The sequence below is a fragment of the Leclercia sp. UBA5076 genome (assembly GCF_002416465.1).
Classification (GTDB): Bacteria; Pseudomonadota; Gammaproteobacteria; order Enterobacterales; family Enterobacteriaceae; genus Enterobacter.
In genome coordinates, this window is the sequence record NZ_DIAO01000008.1 from 170,352 (window position 1) to 186,034 (window position 15,683).

Here is a 15,683-nt window from a genome sequence, read left to right on the forward strand (position 1 = left end):
AGGCCAAATATAATTCTGGAATTGTGATCGCTCGCGAAATTTGTGTAGCTTTTATGCGCCATCGGAGGGCGCAACGCGCCAGAACGGTGCAGAAATTGCACTATCGGCAGGATCTGTTGCAGTAATGGGTGGAACATACGCAGCGGCGGCAGTCAGCGGGAGGAAATTCTGCTACCATCCTTGCACTATTCACCTTGCACTGGCAGCGACTATGAAATTTGTCTCTTTTAATATCAACGGCCTGCGCGCCCGCCCTCATCAACTGCAGGCCATCGTCGAAAAACATCAGCCTGACGTCATTGGCCTGCAGGAGACAAAAGTTCACGACGATATGTTCCCCCTCGAAGAGGTGGCAAAACTGGGTTACAACGTCTTTTATCACGGCCAGAAAGGTCACTACGGCGTGGCCCTGCTGACCAAAGCGGCGCCTGTCTCGGTACGTCGCGGTTTCCCGGGGGATAACGAAGAGTCCCAGCGCCGTATCATCATGGCGGAAGTGCCCTCCCCGCTGGGTAATGTCACCGTGATCAACGGTTACTTTCCCCAGGGCGAGAGCCGCGACCATCCGCTGAAATTCCCGGCCAAAGAGAAGTTCTACCAGGATCTGCAGTCATTGCTGGAAACGGAGCTGCAAAAAGATCATCCGGTGCTGATCATGGGCGATATGAACATCAGCCCGACCGATCTGGATATCGGCATCGGCGAGGACAGCCGCAAGCGCTGGCTGCGCACCGGGAAATGTTCTTTCCTGCCGGAAGAGCGCGAGTGGATGGGGCGTCTGCTGGGCTGGGGTCTGGTGGATACCTTCCGCAACGCCAACCCGGAAACCCACGATCGCTTCTCGTGGTTTGACTACCGCTCTAAAGGTTTTGATGATAACCGCGGCCTGCGCATTGACCTGCTGCTGGCAAGCAGCCCGCTGGCGGAGCGCTGCATCGAAACCGGGATCGACTATGAGATCCGCAGCATGGAAAAACCGTCCGACCATGCCCCAGTCTGGGCGACCTTCGACGTGAAATAAATGGCTGTACGTCCCGGTAAAGTTCTGCTTATTTGCGCCCTTCTGGGCGCTTTTACCCTTCTTTTTAGGCTACTGCCGCCCGGCACGCTGACGCTGGAAAACCTTCAGGCGCAGCATCAGGCCCTGCAGCTATACTGCCAGCAGGCGCCGCTGAAAAGCGCCATACTCTTTTTCCTTCTCTATGTGCTGGTCACTACCCTGTCGCTGCCGGGCGCCGCGGTGTTAACCCTGCTCGGCGGGGCGCTGTTTGGCCTGTGGCCGGGGATCCTGCTGGTGTCGTTCGCCTCGACGCTGGGGGCCACGCTGGCGATGCTGAGCAGCCGCTACCTGCTGCGGGACTGGGTGCAGCGCCGTTTTGCCGGGCCAATGCGCACGGTTAACGAAGGTGTCTCGCGGGACGGGGCGTTCTACCTCTTTGCCCTGCGCCTGATGCCGCTGTTCCCGTTCTTTATGGTCAACCTGCTGGCCGGGATCGCCCCGATCGGATTGTGGCGCTACTGGTGGGTCAGTCAGCTCGGCATGCTGCCAGGGGCAATCGTCTATCTTAATGCCGGACACCAGCTGGGGCAGATCGCCGCGCTGCGTGATATCCTTTCATCCGGCGTGGTCATTGCCTTTACGCTACTGGGGCTGCTGCCGCTTATCACCCGCTGGCTGTTCGCCCGCTTTTCCCGCACTTCTTCATAACAGAGAGGCACTATGCGCCGTGTGCGTTTTTGCATGTTGTTAACGGGCCTGCTGATGGCAGGACACGCGCTGGCCGATGACGGCTGGCAGAAAATCAAAGAGGAGGCCCAGGGCCAGACCGTCTGGTTTAACGCCTGGGGCGGCGATGAGGCGGTGAACCGCTACCTGGACTGGGTGAGCGGGGAGATGAAAAGCCACTACGCCATAAACCTGAAGATTGTCCGTCTGGCGGATGCCGCCGACGCGGTGAAGCGCATCCAGACCGAGGCCAGCGCCGGGCGCAAAACCAACGGTTCGGTAGATCTACTGTGGGTCAACGGCGAGAACTTCCGCACCCTCAAAACCGCCGGGCTGTTGCAGACCGGCTGGGCGCAAATGCTGCCTGACTGGCGCTATGTGGATACCGCGAAACCAGTGACGGAAGATTTTGCCATCCCGACCGAGGGAGCCGAGTCTCCGTGGGGCAGCGCCCAGCTGACCTTTATCGCCAGCCGCAAGAGCCTGCCGCAGCCGCTGGCTGACCCGCAGGCGCTGCTGGCGTACGCCACGCAACATCCCGGCACCATCACCTATCCGCGCCCGCCCGACTTTACCGGCACCGCGTTTCTGGAACAGCTTCTGCTGACGCAAACCCCCCAGCCGGAGGCGCTGAAACAGCCGCCGGACAGCGCCACCTTTGCCCGGGTGACCGCGCCGCTCTGGACTTATCTCGATAAACTACATCCGTACCTGTGGCGCGAGGGCAAAGACTTCCCGCCTTCACCGGCGCGGATGGATGCCCTGCTGGCCAGCGGCAATTTAAACCTGTCGATCACCTTTAACCCGGCCCACGCCCGGCAGAAAGTGGCCAGCAAAGCGCTGCCCGCAGACAGCTACAGCTTTGGTTTTCAACAGGGGATGATCGGCAACGTACATTTTGTGGCGATCCCGGCCAACGCCTCCGCCAGCGCGGGGGCGAAAGTCGTCGCGAATTTCCTGCTCTCGCCGCAGGCACAGATCCGCAAGGCGGACCCGGCTAACTGGGGCGATCCCACTGTGCTGGATCCTCAAAAACTCCCGGCGGCAGCGGCGGATAAATTGCGCCAGTTTATGCCGGCTGAGCTTCCGCCAACGCTCGCTGAACCACATGCCGCCTGGGTGAACGCGCTGGAGCAGGAATGGCTGCGTCGTTACGGCACCCACTAAGCGGGCTTGCCTGGCTGCTGATGGCGGCGGTGTACCTGCCGCTGCTGCCCGCCTTCGGCCTGCTGCTGCCCCCGATCTTCTCCCTTGATAACTGGCGGGCGCTGGCCGCCGATCCGCAGATCCCGCAGGCGCTGGCCGCCACGCTGGTTTCCACTCTGATTGCCGCCGCCGGGGCGCTGATGCTGGCCCTGGCGGTGGTGGCCGCGCTGTGGCCCGGCAGCCGCTGGCGACGCCTGTGCAACCATCTGCCGTGGCTGCTGGCGATCCCCCACGTGGCGTTTGCCGTCAGCGTGCTGCTGATATTTGCCGAAGGGGGAGAACTCTACCGCCTCTGTTCTCTCTGTTCACCGATAGTGGATCGCTACGGGATCGGGCTGGGGCTGACCCTCGCCGTCAAGGAGAGCGCCTTTGTGGTCTGGGCGATTTACGCCTCGCTGCCGGAAAAAGAGCTGGCGCAAAAGGTGACGATCCTGCGATCGCTGGGTTACGGACGCTGGCAGGCGCTGCGCTGGCTGATCCTGCCCGCCATTGCGCCTGCTCTGGGGGCTGTGATGCTGGCGGTGATCGCCTGGTCGCTGTCGGTGGTGGATGTGGCCCTGATCCTCGGGCCGGGTAATCCCCCCACCCTGGCGGTGCTGGCGTGGCAGTGGCTGACGCAGGGGGACAACGTCCAGCAGGCCAAGGGGATGCTGGTGTGCGTGATCCTGCTTCTGCTGCTGGAGCTGATTGCCATCGCGATATTTATCAGCTGGCGGCGCTGGCGAACCACCATTCCGGCCATCTCCGGGGAGCGCCCGATGCCGCGTCCGCTGCTAACAGGGCGAGCCTGCGGCCTGCTGCTCCCCCTGGCCGGGATCGCCAGCATCGCGGTGCTGGTTCTGGTGGCGGGCAATGCCAGCGTTTCGCGGGAGACGGCCGGGGTGAGTCTGACGCTGGGGCTGCTCTCAGCGGGGATAGCGCTGGGGATGATCCTGCTCTGGCTCGAATGGGGCCCGCAGCGCGGGGTATTTTGGGTCTGGCTGCCGCTGGCCCTTCCCGCCCTGCCGCTGGTGGCCGGGCAGTACCGGCTGGCGCTGCTGTTGCAGCTGGACGAGCAGTTTGTCGCCGTGCTGTGGGGACATTTACTGTGGGTGCTGCCGTGGATGCTGCTGGTGATGCAACCGGCGTGGCGCAGGCTCGATCCGCGCCTGATCCTGACAGCCCGCACCCTCGGCTGGGGATCGCTTAAAATTTTCTGGCTGATCAAATGCCCGCAGATGATCCGCCCGGCACTGACGGCGTTTGCCGTCGGCTTTTCCGTCAGCGTGGCGCAGTATCTGCCCACCCTGTGGCTGGGTAGCGGACGGTTTGCCACCCTCACCACCGACGCGGTGGCGCTCAGCAGCGGCGGCAGTAGCGCGGTGCTGGCAGCCCAGGCGCTCTGGCAACTGCTGCTGCCGATGCTGATTTTCGCCGCCTGCATTTTGCTTTCCCGGCTGGTTGGCCGTTTTCGACAGGGGTTACGTTAATGCTTGTGGTCAAGGATGTTTCGCTCTCTCTGCGTCAGACGGCGCTGCTGCACAACATCAGTTTTTCGGTGGTGCCCGGCGAAATCCTCACCCTGATGGGCCCTTCCGGCAGCGGCAAATCGTCGCTGTTTGCCTGGATGGTAGGTGCCCTGCCCGCTGATTTTCGCGCCGAAGGGGAGCTGTGGATCAACGCCCGTCGCTGCGACACGCTGCCCACCGAACAGCGCGGCCTGGGTCTGCTGTTTCAGGATGCACTGCTTTTTGATCATTTCAGCGTCGGACAGAATTTGCTGCTGGCGCTTCCGGCGTCCATCAAAGGGGAGCAGCGTAAACAGCAGGTAATCGCGGCGCTGGATGCCGCCGATTTGCCCGGTTTTTTTCAGCGCGATCCCGCCACGCTGTCCGGCGGGCAGCGCGCCCGGGTCAGCCTGCTGCGCGCCCTGCTGGCCCGGCCCCAGGCGCTGCTGCTTGATGAACCCTTTAGCCGACTGGATAAAACGCTGCGCGACCAGTTTCGCCGCTGGGTATTTGCCGAAGTGCGCGCCCGGCGCATTCCCGTCGTTCAGGTGACCCACGATGAAGAGGATATTCCTGCTGCGGGTCGGGTGCTGGCGATGGAGAAGTGGCAATGAATCCCATGGCAACCTGCGCAAACGCAACGTTTTTTGTCGGGAGGATTGCCACAATCACCGCTCTTTTTTCTTACGACGGGCATTTCGATGAAACGTGTTTCTCAACTGACCGCGCTGACCGCCGCGTTAGGTCTCGCCTCTTTCTTCTCTTTTGCCGCTGATATGGCGCCTTCCCTCACACTTGCAGAGCTTCAGCAGCAGAAAGGCGCGGTGATCGATACCCGCATCAGCGCCTTTTACAACGGCTGGCCCCAGACGCTGAACGGCCCATCCGGACATGAGCCTTCGGCTCTTAACCTCTCTGCCAGCTGGCTGGGTGCCATGTCTGAGGCGCAGCTGAAAGCCTGGGCCATGCGGCATCAACTGACGCTGACCACCCCCATCGCATTATATGGCAGCGACAGTGATAACCAGGCCGTGAAGGCGCGGCTGACTGAGGCAGGCTTCAGCCACATCACCCTGCTCGGTGATGCCCTGCAAACCCCGTCTCGCCTGCAGCGTCTCGCCCATTTCGAACAGCTGGTCTATCCCCAGTGGTTACATAAGCTCCAGCAGGGAAAACCGGTCCCTGCCGCCCCTGCCGGCGAGTGGAAAGTGATTGAGGCCGCCTGGGGCGCGCCGAAATTTTACCTGTTGAGCCACATTCCCGGCGCGGACTATATCGACACCAACGAAGTGGAAAGCGAGCCGCTGTGGAACAAGGTCTCTGATGCCGATCTGAAGGCGATGCTGGCGAAACACGGCATCCGCCATGACACCACGGTGATCCTCTACGGACGCGATGTCTACGCCGCCGCGCGCGTGGCGCAGATCATGCTGTATGCCGGCGTGAAAGATGTTCGCCTGCTGGACGGCGGCTGGAAAACGTGGGATGACGCGAAGCTGCCGGTCGAGCGCGGCACGCCCGACGATGTCAAACCCGCCGCCGATTTTGGCGCGCCGATCCCCGGTCAGCCGCAGCTGATGCTGAGCACCGAACAGGCCCGCGGCCTGCTGCATCGTCAGGACGCTTCGCTGGTGAGCGTTCGCTCGTGGCCGGAGTTTACCGGTGTCACCAGCGGCTACAGCTACATCAAACCTAAAGGGGAGATCCAGGGCGCCCGCTGGGGCCACGCCGGAAGCGACTCGACCCATATGGAGGATTTCCATAACCCGGACGGCACCATGCGCAGCGCGGATGATATCGCCAGGATGTGGAAGCAGTGGAACATCCTGCCGGATCAGCAGGTGGCCTTCTATTGCGGCACCGGCTGGCGGGCATCAGAAACCTTTATGTATGCCCGGGCGATGGGCTGGAAACATATCGGCGTCTATGACGGCGGCTGGTATGAGTGGAGCAGCAACCCGCAGAACCCGGTAGTGGCTGGGGAACGCGGGCCAGACAGTTCACTCTGATCGCGGCTGGCGCTGAACCTCCTTCAGCGTCAGATACCCGCTCCAGATGCGCGTTGTGGTGGTGAGCCAGCACAACGCGCCAAACACCCACGCCAGCCACCCGAAATGCGCCGGGAACAGGCAAATGAGCACGAACAGCAGCAGCGTTTCCGTCCCCTCCGTCAGGCCACCCAGATAGTAAAACGACTTGTGGGCATAGCCTGGATTGTCTATCTCATGCTTCGCGGCCAGGGTAGCAAACGCCAGAAAACTGCTCCCAGTGCCGATAAAGGCAAACAGCAGCCAGGCGGCAGGCAGCGAATTGTTAACCGGATCCGCCAGGGCAAAGCCAAAGGGCACCAGGGCATAGAAGAGGAAATCGAGGGAGATATCGAGAAAGCCTCCGGCATCGCTCAGCCCGCGCCGCCGGGCCAGCGCGCCGTCCAGCCCATCGAGCAAGCGGTTCAGCGCAATGGCCACCAGCGCCGCCAGGTACCAGCCCAGCGCCAGAAACGGCAGCGCCAGTACCCCGATGGCAAAGCCCATCAGCGTAATACCGTCCGGGGTGATGCCCGGTTTATCCAGGGTTGCGACCAGCCGGTTGAGCAGCGGCTTGATGCGCGGATGAAGGTGGCGGTCAAGCATCCTGTTTTTCTCCTCTTATCGCGCACAACCCCTGGGAGGGGATATCCAGCGCCGCGTTAAAGCGGGCGGATAAATTCTGAAATCCAATCAGCGCCGTCATCTCGGTAATCGCCTCGTCATTGAAGTACTGGCGCAGCGCCGCTTTGGTGGCCTCATCCACCACCGGCGGTGTGGCGGTAACGGCTTCCGCATAGGCCAGCGCGGCGCGCTCCTTATCGCTGAACAGGCTGCTGTCGCGCCATGTCGCGACGGCCTGCACTTTATCCAGCCCGCCGCTGCGTTCCGCCAGGCGCAGCGCGTTGGCATCGATGCAAAAGGCGCAGTGGCAGATCTGCGAGACGCGGGTCATCAGCAGCGAACGCAGTACCGGCTCAAGGGGCGATTTTTTGCGTTCCAGAAAGCCTACAAACAGCGCTACCAGCCAGAACAGCCGGGGCATTCTTCCCCACCAGCGCAGCGGATTAAGCACTGCGCCATAATGTTTTTTCTGCATTGCCGCGACAGGCGTTAGAATGGTGGGAATGGATTCGATGGGTTTAACCCAGACGGGTGGTCTCTCTTTCACAGGATGCTCCTGGCGTGTTAAGTGCGCAGATCCTAACTCTTTTTCTTTTATTCATTATTGACGACCATGCTAAAAACACTCGATGTTGTCTGCGCTATTCTCGAACGGGATGGCAAAATTTTACTGGCGCAACGCCCGCTGCATGCGGATCAGCCCGGTCTGTGGGAGTTTGCCGGGGGAAAAGTGGAGGCGGGGGAAACCCAGCCCGCGGCATTAGTGCGTGAACTGCGCGAGGAGTTGGGCATTGAGGCCTGCCCCGCAGAGTATATCGCCAGCCATCAACGGGAAGTGTCCCAGCGACTGATTAACCTACACGCCTGGCACGTCGCGGAATTCACCGGCACGCCGGAAGCGCGCTATCACAGCCAGCTGGTATGGTGTTCACCGCACGAGGCGCTGGATTACGACCTCGCCCCGGCAGATATCCCTTTGTTACAGGCGTTTATTCTCTTACGCGACGCCACACCAGCGGATTCGTACTCAGGGCGTTAGGATCGCGCTGGCACTGCAACAATACCCCCTCGGCTTTTACCACCGCCCCTTCTGAATAGTTCTGATCCTGATAGATACAGCACTGGTTACACGGCGGTGGACGCTGACCGCTGGAGCTGAAGATCTCCGGCGGGATATTCACATCCACCCCGGTTCCAAACCGCTGATCGGCCTGACTGCCAGCCGCGAAAACCCCAAGCAAAACAGCCATCACAATACGCTTCATCGACGCTTCTTCCTGTTATGTCCTGATATTCACTATAACGGTAAAAACAGCGCGAAGCTTTAATCCCCCCTTCGGTCATCGTTTTTTATTATGACCCGGCGCGTTTAATGAATTTAACTTGAGGACGAAATTTAGCTTGCGTCACAAAGCCTGTCGGGTGGTATAGTCGAAAAACACAACATCACGAAGATATTTGTTACAAATTAAATAATCCCAATATATTAGAGGAACTTATAGTTATGGACCAGGCTTGCTCCCGTGACTCCTTTCTGAATCGTGTTCAGCAGCGTGACCCGCATCAGAGCGAATTTGCTCAGGCCGTCCGCGAAGTAATGACCACCCTCTGGCCATTCCTGGAACAAAATCCCCGCTATCGTCAGATGTCCCTGCTTGAGCGCCTGGTTGAACCTGAACGCGTGATCCAGTTCCGCGTGGTCTGGGTTGATGACCGCAACCAGGTACAGGTTAACCGTGCCTGGCGCGTACAGTTCAACTCGGCGATCGGCCCGTTCAAGGGGGGCATGCGTTTCCATCCGTCGGTAAACCTGTCGATTCTGAAGTTCCTCGGCTTTGAACAGACCTTTAAAAATGCCCTGACCACCCTGCCGATGGGCGGCGGCAAAGGCGGCAGCGATTTTGATCCGAAAGGCAAGAGCGAAGGCGAAGTGATGCGTTTCTGCCAGGCGCTGATGACGGAACTCTATCGTCACCTGGGCGCCGACACCGACGTACCGGCTGGCGATATCGGGGTTGGCGGACGCGAAGTGGGCTTTATGGCCGGGATGATGAAAAAACTCTCCAACAACAGCGCCTGCGTCTTTACCGGTAAAGGCCTCTCCTTCGGCGGCAGCCTGATCCGCCCGGAAGCCACCGGTTACGGTCTGGTCTATTTCACTGAAGCAATGCTGAAGCGTCATGGGATGAGCTTTGAGGGCATGCGTGTCGCCGTATCCGGCTCCGGCAACGTGGCTCAGTACGCTATCGAAAAAGCGATGCAGTTCGGCGCACGCGTCATCACCGCCTCCGACTCCAGCGGCACCGTGGTGGATGAAGCGGGCTTTACAACCGAAAAACTGGCGCGCCTGTGCGAAATCAAAGCCAGCCGCGACGGTCGCGTGGCCGACTATGCCCGTGAATTCGGTCTGACCTACCTTGAAGGCAAACAGCCGTGGTCAGTGCCGGTGGATATCGCCCTGCCTTGCGCCACCCAGAACGAACTGGATGTCGAGGCGGCGCGCCAGCTTATCGCCAACGGCGTGAAAGCGGTAGCTGAAGGGGCCAACATGCCCACCACCATTGAAGCCACCGACCTGTTCCTCGAAGCGAACGTGCTGTTTGCCCCGGGTAAAGCGGCTAACGCGGGCGGCGTGGCGACCTCTGGCCTCGAGATGGCGCAAAACGCCGCTCGCATGGGCTGGAAGGCGGAGAAAGTGGATGCGCGTCTGCACCATATCATGCTGGATATTCACCACGCCTGCGTCGAGTACGGTGGGGAAGAGAAGCAGACCAACTACGTTCGCGGCGCGAACATCGCCGGGTTTGTGAAGGTCGCCGATGCGATGATGGGTCAGGGTGTGATCTAAGCCTTCACTGCGGATGCTACGCCGGGCGGCGCTGGCGCTTGCCCGGCCTACGGTTCGTGTTTTGTAGGCCGGGTAAGGCGAAGCCGCCACCCGGCAATTCTTTACGCCGCACTCTTCTTCTTAAACTTTTTCTTCTTGTCGCCGCCCGGCGCCACCATGCCGCGAAAATCCCTCACCGACGTGTTTCGCGCCTGGTTGATCAGATCGAACAGCGTACCCACCAGCGGCTGCATAAAGTCCTGATAGCGACACTGCTTTTCGCTGATCTGAGTCAGCACCGACTCCCAGTGGGCGGTCATGTCTGGCCTCGCGGCCATCTCCGGCAGGGAGTGGATCAGCGCCCTTCCGGCATCCGTCGAGTGGATATAACGCCCTTTCTTGTGCAGAAAACCGCGTTTGAACAGCAGCTCAATGATCCCGGCGCGGGTCGCTTCGGTTCCCAGGCCGTCAGTCGCGCGGAGGATCTTCTTCAGATCTTTATCCTGCACAAAGCGGGCGATACCGGTCATCGCGGAGAGCAGCGTGGCGTCGGTAAAGTGCCGCGGCGGCTGGGTCTGTCGCTCCACCACTTCGCCCCTCTCGCACAATAACTCGTCATTTTTTGCCACCACCGGCAACGGCGTACCGTCGTTCTCCTCGTCCCGCTCTTTATTGCCCAGCAGCGTACGCCACCCTGCTTCCGCCAGAAAACGCGCCTTGGCAATAAACTTGCCTTTGGCGATCTCCAGCTCAATGACGCACTTGCGGAACACCGCATCGGGGCAGAACTGCATCAGATACTGGCGGGCCACGAGGGTATAAATCTTCGATTCGTTATCCGTCAGGTTGACGGAACTGCTGCGCGCGGTGGGAATGATGGCGTGGTGGGCATCCACCTTTTTATCGTCCCAGCAGCGGTTGCGGGTATCCGGGTTGACCACCGGCTGTGGAACGAGATCGGGGGCGTGTACGGCAATGGCGTTCAGCACCGCGTGGCGCCCGGCGAAATGCTCTTCCGGCAGGTAGCGGCTGTCGGAACGCGGGTAGGTAATGAGTTTGTGCGTCTCGTACAGCTTCTGGCAGATATCGAGTACGTTTTGCGCGCTCAGGCCGTAGCGTTTTGCCGCCTCGATCTGCAAAGCAGAGAGGGAGAACGGCAGCGGCGCGGGTTCTGATTCCCGTTTATCGTTATAGCTGGTGACGACGGCGGGCTGGCCCTGGATGCGGGTCACCACGTGATCGGCCAGCGGACGATGCAGCAGACGTCCCTCTTCATCCTGGTAGGGTTCACAGGCCTCACTCGGCTGCCAGACTGCGGTAAAGCGTTCGTCCTTCGGGGTGACGATATGGGCTTTCACCTCGAAGAAGTCTTTGGCGACAAAGTTCTCGATCTCTTCGTCGCGACGCACCACCAGCCCCAGCACCGGCGTCTGCACCCGGCCAACGGAGAGCACCCCCTGGTAACCCGCGTTGCGCCCGAGGATGGTATAGGCGCGGGTCATGTTGATGCCGTAGAGCCAGTCGGCGCGGGCGCGGGCCAGCGCCGACACGCACAGCGGAACAAACTCGCTGTTGGCGCGCAGACGGGTGATGGCCCGCTCTACCGCCTGCGGGTTGAGGTCGTTAATCAGACAGCGCTGCACCTGCTGGCGTTTTTCCGGCGCCAGACTCAGGTAATCCAGCACCTCGTCCACCAGCAGCTGCCCTTCCCTGTCCGGGTCACCGGCGTGGATCACCTCGGATGCCTCGTTCAGCAACCGCTTAATGACGTTGAGCTGTTTGGTGACCGACGGGCGCGGCTGCAGCTGCCACTTCTCCGGCACGATGGGCAGATCGTTAAGATTCCAGCGCGCATAGCGGCTGTCGTAGGCGTCCGGCTGGGCCTGCTCCAGCAGGTGGCCGATACACCAGGTGACCACCTGGCCGTTTCCGCACTCAATGTAGCCGTCACCCTTGCGATGCGGTTTGGGTAAAACGTCCGCAATCGCCCGGGCAAGGCTGGGTTTTTCGGCAATAAATAACCGCATTGAATTAACGGATCTCAATCATCGGACGGCCACCGCGGGCGGTCACCAGCTCGCCAATGGCGGTCAGGGTAATACCGAACTCGGCGGCGGTCGCGCGCACTGCCTCTTCGGCGTCCGGCGTCACGGCCAGCAGCAGGCCGCCGGAGGTCTGCGGGTCGCACAGCAGATCGCGCCACTCGGCAGGCATCTCGCCCATCAGATGGCCGTAGCTGGCGAAGTTACGCTGCGTGCCGCCCGGGACCGCGCCTTGCGCAATGTAGGCTTCCACGCCCGGCAGCTTCGGCACGTCCTGATACCAGACCTGCGCCTGAACGCCTGCGCCCTGGCACACTTCGCTCAGGTGGCCCAGCAGGCCAAAACCGGTGACGTCGGTCATCGCCTTCACCCCCTCGATGTCGGCAAAGGCAGCACCGGCAAGGTTCATCTGGCACATCACCTCTGTTGCCAGCCCTTTGTGCTCAGGCAACAGCAGCGATTTTTTCTCGGCGGTGGTGAGCACGCCAATGCCCAGCGGCTTGGTGAGGAACAGCTTGCAGCCCGCTTCCGCGGTGCTGTTGCGCTTGACGCGCTCCGTTGGCACCACGCCGGTCACCGCCAGGCCAAAAATCGGCTCCGGGGCATCAATGGAGTGGCCACCCGCCAGGGCGATCCCCGCCTGCTGGCAGGCGAAACGCCCGCCCTCGATTACCTCGCGGGCGATCTCCGGGGCCAGGGTGTTAATCGGCCAGCCAAGGATCGCAATCGCCATGATCGGCTTGCCGCCCATTGCAAAAATGTCGCTGATGGCGTTCGTGGCCGCAATGCGCCCGAAATCGTAGGGATTGTCTACGATCGGCATAAAGAAATCGGTGGTGCTGATAATGCTGGTGCCGTTACCCAGATCGTAGACGGCAGCATCATCGCGGGTTTCATTGCCAACAAGCAGGTTCGGGTCGATAAACTTCGCCTGCTCGCTGTGCAGAATGGTTTCCAGCACTTTGGGGGAAATTTTACAACCGCAACCGGCTCCATGGCTGTATTGCGTTAAACGAATAGCTTGCTCGCTCATGACAATCTCCTTTCATTACAATTGCACTATGTTAGCGCTCATTCCATTAAGTGATAAGTATGACTGTCTGAATTCTGCTGCACTTGCTCAGGATCCAGACAGTTTTATGCCATTAATCAGAAACGGGTGATAAAAGGCGCGGTGTCAGGCACGGAAACGGTGGTGGAGGCTTTAAGCTGCGGGGTGCCCAGATAGAGGAAACCGACGATTTTATCATCTGCGCCGCAGTCGAGGCCTTCCCGCACGACCGGGCTGTCGGTCAGTGCGCCGCTACGCCAGATACCGTTATAGCCCTGGGCGACTGCCGCCATCTGCATCGCCATGACCGCGCAGCCCGCGGACATCTCCTGCTCCCACACCGGCACCTTGTGCTGCGGCTGGCATTTCGCGACCACGGCGATGATCATCGGGGCGCGGAACGGCGCGTTACGGGCTTTCTCAATCGCCTTTTCATCCTGCCCGGCGGCAACAGCGCCCTTCTCCAGCAGGGTGCTAAAGCGCTCGCGTCCTTCCCCTTCGATGATAAAGAAGTGCCACGGCTGCAAGGTACCGTGATCCGGGGCGCGCATTCCGGCGCGAAGAATATTCTCCAGCTGTTCGCCTGCTGGCGCGGGCTCCGCCAGACGCGCTGCGCTACGACGGTTAACAAGCAGTTCGAGTGCATCCATTGGGTTAACTCCTGTCTTGAAATTTACTCAAAATTAACACGACGGCAGATTTTGTTACAGCGTAGCAGGCGATTCCTGCTGACAAGTGACGGTCGGGTCATTACGATAGCCCGACAACGCCGTCCAGTAGCGACGGAATAGGTAATTATCTGGACAGGGAGAATACATGCGAACCCTCTGGCGACTGTTTGCCGGCTTTTTTAAATGGACGTGGCGACTGCTGAATTTCGTCCGCAACCTGGTGATGAACCTCTTTTTCATCCTGTTTGTGATAGTTTGCGTCGGTGTCTGGATGCACCTCAGCGCCTCCAGCCAGAGTCAGAGCGCCGGGCGTGGCGCGCTGCTGCTGGATATCGCTGGCGTGGTGGTGGATAAACCGTCCACCAGCAATCGCCTTGGCGTGCTGGGCCGCCAGCTGTTTGGTGCCAGCGGTGACCGTCTGCAGGAAAACTCACTGTTCGATATCGTCGACGCCATTCGTCAGGCGAAGGACGATCGCAACATTACCGGCATCGTGCTGGATCTGAAAAATTTTGCCGGGGCAGATCAGCCTTCGATGCAGTATATCGGTAAAGCGCTGCGGGAATTCCGCGACAGCGGCAAACCGGTGATTGCGGTAGGCGATAACTACAGCCAGGGGCAGTACTATCTGGCGAGCTTTGCCAATAAAGTGTGGCTCTCGCCGCAGGGCACCGTCGATCTGCACGGTTTTGCCACCAACGGCCTCTATTACAAATCGCTTCTCGATAAGCTGAAGGTCACCACCCACGTCTTCCGCGTCGGGACCTATAAATCTGCCGTTGAGCCATTTATCCGCGACGATATGTCCCCTGCCGCCCGTGAAGCGGACAGCCGCTGGATTGGCGAACTGTGGCAGAACTACCTCAGCACCGTGGCCGCTAACCGCCAGATCACCACCGGGCAGGTCTTCCCGGGCGCGCAGGGCGTGCTGGATGGGCTGCGTAAGGTTGATGGCGATACCGCGAAATATGCGCTGGATAACAAGCTGGTGGATGCCCTGGGCTCAAGCGCCGAAATTGAAAAGTCCCTGACCAAACAGTTCGGCTGGAGCAAAGAGGAGAAGAACTACAGCGCCATCAGCTTCTATGATTATCAGGCGAAAAAACGAGCCGATACCGGGGACAGCATCGCTGTGGTCTTCGCGAACGGCGCGATCATGGATGGCGAAGAGACGCCGGGCAACGTTGGGGGCGATACCACTGCCGCGCAGATCCGCGACGCGCGCCTCGACCCGAAAGTGAAAGCGATTGTGTTGCGGGTTAACAGCCCGGGCGGCAGCGTCAGCGCATCGGAAGTGATCCGCGCTGAGCTGGCAGCCGCGCGCGCCGCCGGGAAACCGGTAGTGGTCTCCATGGGCGGTATGGCAGCATCCGGTGGCTACTGGATCTCCACCCCGGCGAACTACATCGTGGCGAACCCGAGCACCCTTACCGGCTCCATCGGCATCTTCGGGGTGATTAACACCGTTGAAAACAGCCTCGACTATCTGGGGGTGCATACCGATGGCGTCGCCACGTCGCCGCTGGCCGACATTGCCGTAACCAAAGCGTTACCGCCGGAAGTGTCGCAGATGATGCAGCTTAGCATTGAGAATGGCTATAAGCGCTTTATCACCCTGGTGGCCGACTCCCGTAAGCGGACCCCGGAGCAGATCGACCAGATTGCCCAGGGTCACGTCTGGACAGGTCAGGATGCGAAGAGCAACGGTCTGGTGGATAACCTGGGCGACTTCGATGATGCCGTCGCCAAAGCCGCTGAACTGGCGAAGCTGAAGCAGTGGCACGTCGATTTCTATCAGGATGAGCCGACCTTCATGGATCTCGTGATGGACAGCGTCTCCGGCTCGGTAAAAGCCATGCTGCCAGACGCGCTGCAGGCTTACCTGCCCGCTCCGGTCGCCACGGCGGCGAAAGCGGTCAAAGCCGAGGGCGACAAGCTGGCCGCCTTCAACGATCCGCAAAACCGCTACGCGTTCTGCCTCACCTGCGCTAACGTACGGTAATTCCCATCCCCTCTTCCGCG

15 protein-coding genes are annotated in these 15,683 nt (G+C 60.5%); 9 read left to right on the plus strand and 6 right to left on the minus strand.

Annotated features, from left to right (window positions below; all coding sequences use genetic code 11):
• Positions 1-211: 211 nt before the first annotated feature.
• The 6 genes from xthA to B3X29_RS08230 all read left to right on the plus strand — a co-directional run bounded on the left by xthA (position 212) and on the right by B3X29_RS08230 (position 6,428).
• Positions 212-1,021 carry an exodeoxyribonuclease III gene (gene xthA / locus B3X29_RS08205; RefSeq protein ID WP_156654345.1) on the plus strand — a complete coding sequence of 270 codons (810 nt, stop codon included), beginning with the start codon at positions 212-214 and terminating at the stop codon, positions 1,019-1,021.
• Complete coding sequence (locus B3X29_RS08210) at positions 1,022-1,708, plus strand: TVP38/TMEM64 family protein (protein ID WP_103179273.1); 687 nt, start codon at positions 1,022-1,024, stop codon at positions 1,706-1,708.
• Positions 1,709-1,729: 21 nt separating this feature from the next.
• The gene (locus B3X29_RS08215) at positions 1,730-2,893 is read left to right on the plus strand and encodes an ABC transporter substrate-binding protein (protein WP_371816552.1); all 1,164 of its coding nucleotides are present in this window, start codon (positions 1,730-1,732) and stop codon (positions 2,891-2,893) included.
• The gene (locus B3X29_RS08220) at positions 2,866-4,401 is read left to right on the plus strand and encodes a thiamine ABC transporter permease (RefSeq protein WP_159339083.1); all 1,536 of its coding nucleotides are present in this window, start codon (positions 2,866-2,868) and stop codon (positions 4,399-4,401) included. Before B3X29_RS08215 ends, B3X29_RS08220 begins: the two co-directional genes overlap by 28 nt.
• Positions 4,401-5,033 (plus strand): ATP-binding cassette domain-containing protein, encoded by a 633-nt coding sequence (locus B3X29_RS08225; RefSeq protein ID WP_159339084.1) that lies wholly within the window; start codon positions 4,401-4,403, stop codon positions 5,031-5,033. The genes B3X29_RS08220 and B3X29_RS08225 overlap by 1 nt, the downstream gene beginning before the upstream one ends.
• Positions 5,034-5,120: 87 nt before the next feature.
• Positions 5,121-6,428, plus strand: coding sequence for a sulfurtransferase (locus tag B3X29_RS08230; protein ID WP_159339085.1), 1,308 nt, complete (start codon positions 5,121-5,123; stop codon positions 6,426-6,428).
• Here the strand turns inward: B3X29_RS08230 and B3X29_RS08235 are convergent.
• Together B3X29_RS08235 and B3X29_RS08240 are read right to left on the minus strand one after the other, a co-directional pair.
• Complete coding sequence (locus B3X29_RS08235; protein WP_159339086.1) at positions 6,420-7,052, minus strand: CDP-alcohol phosphatidyltransferase family protein; 633 nt, start codon at positions 7,050-7,052, stop codon at positions 6,420-6,422. The two genes, B3X29_RS08230 and B3X29_RS08235, sit on opposite strands and share 9 nt — an antisense overlap.
• Positions 7,045-7,545: a carboxymuconolactone decarboxylase family protein gene (locus B3X29_RS08240; protein ID WP_103181074.1), complete on the minus strand. Its 501-nt coding sequence runs from the start codon at positions 7,543-7,545 to the stop codon at positions 7,045-7,047. Before B3X29_RS08240 ends, B3X29_RS08235 begins: the two co-directional genes overlap by 8 nt.
• A 138-nt stretch (positions 7,546-7,683) precedes the next feature.
• Here B3X29_RS08240 and B3X29_RS08245 point away from each other — a divergent pair, with 138 nt between their 5' ends.
• Entirely contained in the window at positions 7,684-8,109 is a 426-nt protein-coding gene (locus B3X29_RS08245; protein WP_103179267.1) for a pyrimidine (deoxy)nucleoside triphosphate diphosphatase, read from the plus strand.
• Here the strand turns inward: B3X29_RS08245 and B3X29_RS08250 are convergent.
• Entirely contained in the window at positions 8,060-8,335 is a 276-nt protein-coding gene (locus tag B3X29_RS08250; RefSeq protein WP_114387331.1) for a YnjH family protein, read from the minus strand. The two genes, B3X29_RS08245 and B3X29_RS08250, sit on opposite strands and share 50 nt — an antisense overlap.
• Before the next feature lie 239 nt (positions 8,336-8,574).
• Between B3X29_RS08250 and gdhA the strand changes: the two genes are divergently transcribed.
• Positions 8,575-9,918: an NADP-specific glutamate dehydrogenase gene (gene gdhA / locus B3X29_RS08255; RefSeq protein ID WP_159339087.1), complete on the plus strand. Its 1,344-nt coding sequence runs from the start codon at positions 8,575-8,577 to the stop codon at positions 9,916-9,918.
• Positions 9,919-10,019: 101 nt separating this feature from the next.
• Here gdhA and B3X29_RS08260 read toward each other — a convergent pair whose 3' ends face one another.
• The 3 genes from B3X29_RS08260 to B3X29_RS08270 form a co-directional block, all read right to left on the minus strand.
• Positions 10,020-11,924: a DNA topoisomerase III gene (locus B3X29_RS08260; protein WP_156654343.1), complete on the minus strand. Its 1,905-nt coding sequence runs from the start codon at positions 11,922-11,924 to the stop codon at positions 10,020-10,022.
• Between the two features lie 4 nt (positions 11,925-11,928).
• On the minus strand, positions 11,929-12,972 hold the full coding sequence (selD, locus tag B3X29_RS08265; protein WP_159339088.1) for a selenide, water dikinase SelD: 1,044 nt from the start codon (positions 12,970-12,972) through the stop codon (positions 11,929-11,931).
• Between the two features lie 116 nt (positions 12,973-13,088).
• Positions 13,089-13,640 carry an NAD(P)H nitroreductase gene (locus tag B3X29_RS08270; RefSeq protein WP_156654341.1) on the minus strand — a complete coding sequence of 184 codons (552 nt, stop codon included), beginning with the start codon at positions 13,638-13,640 and terminating at the stop codon, positions 13,089-13,091.
• 166 nt (positions 13,641-13,806) lie between these two features.
• Between B3X29_RS08270 and sppA the strand changes: the two genes are divergently transcribed.
• On the plus strand, positions 13,807-15,663 hold the full coding sequence (gene sppA / locus B3X29_RS08275) for a signal peptide peptidase SppA (RefSeq protein WP_159339089.1): 1,857 nt from the start codon (positions 13,807-13,809) through the stop codon (positions 15,661-15,663).
• Positions 15,664-15,683 lie beyond the last annotated feature (20 nt).